The sequence below is a fragment of the Pseudoalteromonas ardens genome (assembly GCF_030125445.1).
Taxonomy (GTDB): domain Bacteria; phylum Pseudomonadota; class Gammaproteobacteria; order Enterobacterales; family Alteromonadaceae; genus Pseudoalteromonas; species Pseudoalteromonas ardens.
In genome coordinates, this window is sequence record NZ_JASJUV010000003.1 from 565438 (window position 1) to 573267 (window position 7830).

Genomic DNA, 7830 nt, shown 5'->3' on the forward strand with positions numbered 1-7830 from the left:
GCCCGGAGCGTGCGCTAACTACAAGTAATTACGCTCCATTCTTAATTTTAGCCAGATGGTACTATTTTTAAGCAACACCAGCCCCACCAAAGTGGCTACCAAGAGCCAAGCCCACTTATTCCCATGTTGACTATAAAAGCTGTCCCCACGCATCAGTTTCACGTCTAGTAACATTGTCTCCTCAACAAACTGAGGCAAGGTGTGCTGTGTCTGACTGAGTGGATCATAAATCCCACTGATCCCATTATTGGTTACCCGAACCAGAGGGCGTTGTAGTTCCAGCGCGCGCATGCGGGCTATTTGCATATGCTGATGCGGTCCGTGCGAATCCCCAAACCAGGCGTCATTGCTGACGGTAAAGAGAATGTCAGACTGACTGGTGTAGTTGTTTCTGACCAGTTCACTGAAGGCAATTTCGTAGCAGATAGCAGGCAGAACATGTAACCCATTGGCTATCAGGTTCGCTTGCTGTGCGTCACCCCGGGAGAAGGAAGACATGGCGAGATTGAATAGGGGGGCAATCGGCCGCAACCACTTTTCAAAAGGAACAAACTCTCCGATGGGGAGCAGTTGATGTTTTTGATAGCGGTTTGTGTGCAGGTACTGATAATGACCCTGCTCGTCGTCTGCTTGTTGCTTACCCACGACAATCAGGGTGTTGTAAACATTGCGAGTGTCGAACTGATAATCAGGAATGCCCGTGATTAACGCGCTCTGATTGAAAGCAGCCGCTTTATCCAGGTTGTGTAAAAAGTCGAAGGCTAAGTCTTCAAGCTCCGGAATAGCCGCTTCGGGCCAGACAACCAGATCGGCTTGTTGCCACAGTGGCCGGGTCATATCCTGGTATTTTGACATGGTCGGCCAGAATTGCTCTGGCTCCCAGCGCAGACTTTGTTGAATATTGCCCTGAACCAATAAGATGCGGGTTTGCTCGCCCGTATATTCAACCGGGTTGTTTGTCGTGCGAGTCACAACAGAGAGTACTAACAGAGGCAGCAGGGCGAACACAGTTAATTGATAGCACTTATGCCGGAGCAGATAATATAGCAGCGCACCAAACAACACACACACCAGAGTCAGGCCAAACTCACCAATCCAGGGGGCAAGCATGTTCAGTGGTGAATCGGTCTGACTATAGCCAAAACTGAGCCAGGGAAACCCGGTCAGTAAAGTGCCACGTAGATATTCAAATATCGCAAACCCGCTGAGCAGCAATGCGACACGTTGCCAGGATTTATCTGAGAAGCGTGTCGCCAGCGCAAAAGCCAGCGCAGGATAAATAGCCAGATAGGCACAGAGCAGGCCCATTAATAACAGCGAAGCAAGTAAGGGCAACCCACCGAACTGCGCAATGGACACATGCACCCAGCTTATCCCGGCCGCAAACCAGCCAAAGCCAAATAAAAAACCATATTTAGCGGATTGTTGAGTAGATGGTTGATCCGTGACAAAACACGCAACTGCAAGCGCAGCAAAGGTGATGGGCCAGAGCCCAAACGGGGCATAACTGAAAGTCAGTGCGGCACCGCTAAGCAGTGCCAGCCACGCAAACTTGTCAGTAAATAGGGTGATGAGTTTATTCGAGAACGTCTTCAACATGTTCGGTTTTTGGCATCGTCACCTGTAACTGCAAAATGCGGCGATTGTCCGAATTGGTGACTTTGAACTGCAATGGCGCAATGTCAATGGTTTCGCCCCGGCTTGGCATATGGCCAAATGCATGCAAGATGATCCCGCCTATGGTGTCTGCTTCCTGCGTGTCATATTCTGTTTTGAAGTACTCGTTAAACTCATCTAAAGGCGTCAGAGCCTGAACGTTAAACACGTGCTTAGATAATTGACGAATAGCTTGTTGCTCGTCTTCATTATCGTGTTCATCTTCGATTTCACCGACAATGGTCTCAAGAATGTCTTCAATGGTCACCAGGCCTGAAACGCCTCCGTACTCATCAATGACTATGGCCATGTGGTAGCGCTTTTGCCGGAACTCATTGAGCAGTGCATCAACACGTTTACTTTCGGGAACCACAACCGCCGGACGCAGGTACTCGCGGATAGTTGGTAATTCACTGTCACGCTGAACAATCAGGGGTAACAGATCTTTGGCCAGCAAAATGCCTTCGACATGATCTTTGTCTTCGCAAATGACCGGGAAACGCGAATGGCTGGATTCAACCATTGCGGGTAACTGCGACTCCAGGTCCTGATCAATATCCAGCGTCACCATTTGTGAACGTGGGATCATGATGTCTCGGACTTTTAATTCAGAAACACTGAGTACGCCTTCCATCATGTCTTTGGTTTCAGGATCGATCAGGGCTCTTTCCTGTGCGTCGGCAATTACCTCTACCAACTCTTCTTTGTTTTGGGGTTCCCCTTGCAGCATCTGTGTGATGCGTCCCAGCCAGGTCTTGCTAGAAGAACCCTGACTACTTTGCGAGTTTTCGTCGCTCATTGCGGTGTGTTACTCCAGTCGGTTAAACGTCATCTCGATATGGGTCAGCAATGCCCAGATCGGCTAAGAATTCTTTTTCAAGACTTTCCATTTCATCGGCGTCCTGTTCATTTATATGGTCAAAGCCCAACAAATGCAAGCACCCGTGTACCACCATATGGGCAAAATGATCGTGGAAAGTTTTTTCCTGTTCTTCGGCCTCTCGAAAAACAACCTGAGGACAAATAATTAGGTCGCCAACCAGTGGCAACTCAATCCCAGGCGGTGCTTCGAAAGGGAATGACAGCACATTAGTGGGCTTGTCTTTGCCACGGTATTGGCTATTCAGCTCCTGGCTTTCCGCTTCATCTGCAATACGAATAGTGACTTCGGCCTCTTCCTTATACGCAAGCAATGCTTTTTCAGCCCACAGCTGAAATTGCTCAGCAGAGGGTAAGTTGGTGAATTCACAGGCGACTTGTAGATCTACCTCAAGCGACATTAGGAGCGCTCCTCATTGTTGGCGTCTGATCGCGTATTGGCAGGCGCTGAATTGGCTTGTGCCTGTGATCTTGCCTGTTGTTTATTAAACTTTTCCTTTCGCTCGGCTTCTTCTTTTTTCTCGTAGGCTTCAACAATGCGTGCCACAACGGGGTGACGTACAACATCGTGAGATTTAAAGAAGTTAAACGAAATCTCGTCTACCTCACCCAACACGTCAATGGCATGGCGCAGACCAGAGCGCGCACCGCGTGGTAAGTCCACCTGAGTGATGTCACCGGTGATCACGGCTTTCGAGTTAAAGCCAATCCGGGTCAGGAACATCTTCATCTGCTCTGTGGTGGTATTCTGACTTTCATCCAGAATAATAAAGGCATCGTTTAGTGTTCGGCCACGCATGTACGCCAATGGTGCAACTTCTATCACGTTCTTTTCGATCAGACGCTCGACCTTTTCAAAGCCCAACATCTCAAACAGAGCATCGTAAAGCGGACGTAAGTAAGGGTCTATTTTTTGTGTCAGGTCGCCAGGTAAGAAACCCAGCTTTTCACCCGCTTCAACAGCTGGACGAGTCAATAGAATACGACGAATTTCCTGACGTTCCAGGGCATCTACCGCCGCCGCTACTGCCAGGTAGGTTTTACCTGTCCCTGCCGGACCGATACCAAAACAGATGTCATGGGTCAGAATATTGGCCACATACTGGCTCTGGTTGGGGTTACGAGGCTTAACCACACCACGGCGTGTTTTGATAAAGACTTCTTTTTCCCACACATCAGGGGCTTCTTGCTCCAGGCAGTTGGCCTCTGTGATAGCCAAATGAACCTGATCCGGCTCAATATCGACAAATTTGCCGCGTACGGGCTGAGTTTCTACATACAGAGATTTCAAAATGTCGACCGCAGCCTTAGCCACAACCGGTTGTCCGGTGACTTTGAACCAGTTATCTCTGTGGGTAATTTCAATGCCCAGACGACGTTCGATTTGCTTCAGGTTGTCATCAAAAGGCCCGCATAAAGAAGATAGGCGGTGATTGTCGGAGGGTTCCAGATAAAATTCGATATTCTTGACTTGGTTACTCAAAACAACTTCCTAATAACAAGACGCCAGCATCAGCTGGCGTCGAAATTCCAAGACTAAGGTGTAAAGGTCGCAACACCCAGTTCATTGGCTTCTGGTTCTGCTGGTGCACGATTTAAGATATCCGAAGGTGCAACATCCCGGCGCAAGTCCATCTCAGCTTCAGTTCTGATCAGTTCACCACGCAATGAATTGGGCAGCGCCTCAGTGATACGTACGTCAACGAACTGACCGATCACTGAGTGTGGACCTTCAAAATTCACAACTCGGTTATTCTCGGTGCGGCCACGTAATTCCATTGGGTTCTTTTTCGAAGGACCTTCAACCAGGATGCGTTGCTCAGTATCATGCATTTTACGGCTGATGTCCTGTGCCATCTGATTAATGCGGTTTTGCAGCAAGTACAAACGCTCTTTCTTTTCTTGCTCGGTTACGTCATCAGGTAGGTCGGATGCCGGCGTACCTGGACGAGCTGAATAGATAAAGCTGAAGCTCATATCAAAGCCAATGTCGTTGATTAGGTTCATGGTCGCTTCGAAATCCGCTTTGCTTTCTCCCGGGAAGCCAATGATGAAGTCTGAGCTCATGCTCAGGTTCGGGCGGATCTTACGCAGTTTACGGATCGTAGACTTGTACTCCAGCGCCGTATGGCCACGCTTCATCAGGTTCAGAATGCGATCTGAGCCACTTTGAACCGGTAAGTGCAGGTGATCGACCAGTTCTGGTACGTCTGCGTATGCATCGATGATGTCAGGTGTAAACTCAACCGGGTGTGAGGTGGTGTAACGAATGCGGTCGATGCCGTCGATGGCCGCGACAAAGCGCAGCAGATCAGAGAAATAGCAAATTTCGCCATCATGCATTTCACCGCGATAGGCGTTTACGTTTTGACCCAGCAGGTTCACTTCACGCACACCTTGCTCTGCCAGTTGCGCAACTTCAAGTAAAACATCATCAAGAGGACGGCTCACTTCTTCACCACGCGTGTAAGGTACAACGCAGAAAGTACAGTATTTAGAGCAGCCTTCCATAATGGATACAAACGCACTCGGGCCTTCTGCTTTTGGTTCTGGCAGGCGATCGAACTTTTCGATTTCCGGGAATGAAATATCAACCACAGAGCCTTGCTTGCTTTGGACCTGTTTAATCATTTCAGGCAGGCGGTGCAAAGTTTGCGGGCCGAAAACGATATCGACAAATGGCGCACGCTGGCGGATTGTGTCGCCTTCCTGAGAGGCCACACAGCCACCGACACCAATGACCAGATCTGGATTATCGTCTTTTAGCAACTTCCAGCGACCCAGTTGGTGAAATACTTTTTCCTGTGCTTTTTCACGAATTGAACAGGTATTGAGTAGGATCACATCCGCTTGTTCAGCTTCTTCTGTTAGCTGATAGCCATTGGTGGAGTCAAGCAGATCCGCCATTTTCTGGGAGTCATACTCGTTCATCTGACAGCCCCAGGTTTTGATATGCAACTTTTTACTCATTGAAATAATGCCTCGTTTTCAACTCGGTGAATAGCACGATGTGCGACGCTAAAACAACTAATGTCACTAAGCCGACCCGCTCATCTCCTGAATCAATACAGAGCATAGTCTGTATCCTTGCCAGGATCTTGCGTGAAATTAGTTTAAAGGACGCGTATTTTATATGACCTAATGACACTAGCCAAGTATAGTTTTTAACTTTAAAAACCAAGATCAAGGCATCTTGTATTTGCTCAGCTACAATATGCAGGGCAATAAACCTTTCAGAACGAATTGGGTTACAATAGCGGGATATAACTTAGCAAGCTGAACTAAGGAAAAAGGGTATGAAAAACAAAGTGCTGATAGTCGGTGGTGGCATGGTTGGCGCAGCAGCTGCTGTGAAGCTCGCACAGCAAGGTCTGGCAGTCACAGTACTCGAAACGCACCCATTGGATGCCATGCAGGTGCTGACAGACGACACCATTGATATTCGAGTCTCTGCCATTAATCGCTTTTCAGAAGCCTTGCTGGATGAGCTACAGGCAATGCCGTTGCTTCGCAATGCCAGGCTGGCACCGTATCAACAACTCGAAGCGTATGAGCAGGAAAATAACAGCCTGTTATTTGATTGCGAGGAGCTGGCTGCAACGCATTTAGGCCACATTGTCGAAAATCGTCTTATCCAGGCCAGTTTATGGGCACAATTCGAACGCCTTGGCGTTCAGGTCGAGCAGGTGTCAGGTACGCCGCAGGCAATCAAGCAAGATACTGATTCGGTTGAGTTGATTTACCCGGAGCAAAGTTATCAGGCCGATTTACTCTTAGCAGCTGACGGAGGACGCTCTGTGGTACGCAAACTGGCTGGCATTGGGGTGACCGGTTGGCAATATCAGCAGCATTGTATGGGTGTGCTGATCAAACTGGATGCGCCGCAGCAGGTAAAAACCTGGCAGCAGTTTAAGCCGTCCGGACCAATTGCCTTTTTGCCTATGCAATACCCGTATGCCAATCTGATCTGGTATCACCATGGCAATGAGCTGGCGCAGATAAAGACGTTATCGAATGCACAGTTAAAGCAGGAAATACAAAATCACTTTTTCGATTTACCCGGTGAGTTTGAGGTGTTGCAAAGTGCGGTATTTCCGTTAGCCAGACAACATGCTAATCAATACCATCAGGGGCGCGTTGTCTTGATTGGCGACTCAGCACATACCATCAATCCACTGGCTGGGCAGGGGGTGAATTTAGGATTCAAAGATGTGGCTGCGCTGGCAAGCGTACTGGAAGGCGCTGACGACATTGGTAACGCCGCCTTGCTGCGCCGCTATGAGCAGAGCCGTCGTAACGATAATCTGATGATGATGAGCATGATGGATGCGTGTTACTTTGGCTTCTCTAACGAAATTGCACCATTAAAGCATTTACGCAACCTGGTGTTAAAAGTGGCTAATCATGCCGGTCCAATTAAACGTGAAGTATTGAAACATGCAATGGGTGGCGTCGTTTAGACGTCATTCATAATAGGAACAACCGATAACAAAGCAATAAAACTAAATCTAAATGGAAGTTATAGTGAAAATGGAAAAATAATTAGGATGTTTCGGAGGAATAAAAATGGAATTTTGGGTGTATTAGAACTAAATGGTGCGGAAGGAGAGACTTGAACTCTCACAACCGAAGTTACAGAAACCTGAATCCTGCGCGTCTACCAATTCCGCCACTTCCGCATCGTATATTTAGTTCATCAATGAAAAAGAAACCTGAATCTCATTCGACAACAAACAATTCTGAGAATTTCGAAATTTTGCATTGATTATATTAGATTTAAGAAAGAAGGGAGATATCAAGAAAAGAGAGTTAAATGGTGCGGAAAGAGAGACTTGAACTCTCACAACCGAAGTTACAGAAACCTGAATCCTGCGCGTCTACCAATTCCGCCACTTCCGCATCGTATATTTAACTGAATTTTCATCTCATGAAGAGATGGCTGGAGTACCAGGATTTGAACCTGGGAATGGCGGGATCAAAACCCGCTGCCTTACCGCTTGGCGATACTCCAGCAATAATTCAAATCTTGAATCCAGATAAATCTAAATCGATAATATCCTTCTTCTTAACGCTTGATACTACAGAAATAAAAAGCGTAATCAAGTGTTTTAGTTCTAACTTGAAGAACATGGTGCGGAAGGAGAGACTTGAACTCTCACATCCGAAGATACTGGAACCTAAATCCAGCGCGTCTACCAATTCCGCCACTTCCGCATGTTGGCTGGAGTACCAGGATTTGAACCTGGGAATGGCGGGATCAAAACCCGCTGCCTTACCGCTTGGCGATACTCCAAC

At 47.8% G+C, this 7830-nt stretch carries 6 protein-coding genes and 5 tRNA genes; 1 reads left to right on the top strand and 10 read right to left on the bottom strand.

The features are described from left to right. Nucleotides 1-18 precede the first annotated feature (18 nt). From lnt to miaB, 5 genes are read right to left on the bottom strand one after another with little or no spacing between them, the layout of a single operon-like run. Entirely contained in the window at nt 19-1599 is a 1581-nt protein-coding gene (gene lnt, locus QNM19_RS13175; RefSeq protein WP_284026784.1) for an apolipoprotein N-acyltransferase, read from the bottom strand. After that, nucleotides 1577-2455, bottom strand: coding sequence for a CNNM family magnesium/cobalt transport protein CorC (gene corC, locus QNM19_RS13180; protein ID WP_058797374.1), 879 nt, complete (start codon nt 2453-2455; stop codon nt 1577-1579). The genes lnt and corC overlap by 23 nt, the downstream gene beginning before the upstream one ends. A gap of 22 nt (nt 2456-2477) precedes the next feature. Beyond that, entirely contained in the window at nt 2478-2936 is a 459-nt protein-coding gene (gene ybeY, locus QNM19_RS13185; protein WP_049864746.1) for an rRNA maturation RNase YbeY, read from the bottom strand. After that, nucleotides 2936-4018: a PhoH family protein gene (locus tag QNM19_RS13190; protein WP_049864747.1), complete on the bottom strand. Its 1083-nt coding sequence runs from the start codon at nt 4016-4018 to the stop codon at nt 2936-2938. Before QNM19_RS13190 ends, ybeY begins: the two co-directional genes overlap by 1 nt. A gap of 53 nt (nt 4019-4071) precedes the next feature. Beyond that, nucleotides 4072-5505, bottom strand: a complete 1434-nt coding sequence (gene miaB / locus QNM19_RS13195) for a tRNA (N6-isopentenyl adenosine(37)-C2)-methylthiotransferase MiaB (RefSeq protein ID WP_010386551.1) — start codon at nt 5503-5505, stop codon at nt 4072-4074. Nucleotides 5506-5831: 326 nt separating this feature from the next. Here miaB and QNM19_RS13200 point away from each other — a divergent pair, with 326 nt between their 5' ends. After that, nucleotides 5832-6995, top strand: a complete 1164-nt coding sequence (locus QNM19_RS13200) for an FAD-dependent oxidoreductase (RefSeq protein ID WP_049864748.1) — start codon at nt 5832-5834, stop codon at nt 6993-6995. 134 nt (nt 6996-7129) lie between these two features. On the opposite strand, the gene QNM19_RS13205 is transcribed toward QNM19_RS13200, so the two are convergent. The 5 genes from QNM19_RS13205 to QNM19_RS13225 all read right to left on the bottom strand — a co-directional run bounded on the left by QNM19_RS13205 (nt 7130) and on the right by QNM19_RS13225 (nt 7828). After that, nucleotides 7130-7214 (bottom strand) — tRNA-Leu (locus tag QNM19_RS13205). A 135-nt stretch (nt 7215-7349) separates the two neighbouring features. Next, nucleotides 7350-7434, bottom strand: a tRNA-Leu gene (locus tag QNM19_RS13210). Nucleotides 7435-7471: 37 nt separating this feature from the next. Next, nucleotides 7472-7546, bottom strand: a tRNA-Gln gene (locus QNM19_RS13215). 118 nt (nt 7547-7664) lie between these two features. Next, nucleotides 7665-7749, bottom strand: a tRNA-Leu gene (locus tag QNM19_RS13220). Between the two features lie 4 nt (nt 7750-7753). Next, a tRNA-Gln gene (locus QNM19_RS13225) sits at nt 7754-7828 on the bottom strand. Between the last annotated feature and the right edge of the window lie 2 nt (nt 7829-7830).

Bases quoted from the DNA above. Each gene is read 5' to 3' on its own strand.
- miaB (WP_010386551.1), bottom strand. From the start codon at position 5,505: ATGAGTAAAAAGTTGCATATCAAAACCTGGGGCTGTCAGATGAACGAG.
- QNM19_RS13200 (WP_049864748.1), top strand. From the start codon at position 5,832: ATGAAAAACAAAGTGCTGATAGTCGGTGGTGGCATGGTTGGCGCAGCA.
- lnt (WP_284026784.1), bottom strand. From the start codon at position 1,599: ATGTTGAAGACGTTCTCGAATAAACTCATCACCCTATTTACTGACAAG.
- ybeY (WP_049864746.1), bottom strand. From the start codon at position 2,936: ATGTCGCTTGAGGTAGATCTACAAGTCGCCTGTGAATTCACCAACTTA.
- corC (WP_058797374.1), bottom strand. From the start codon at position 2,455: ATGAGCGACGAAAACTCGCAAAGTAGTCAGGGTTCTTCTAGCAAGACC.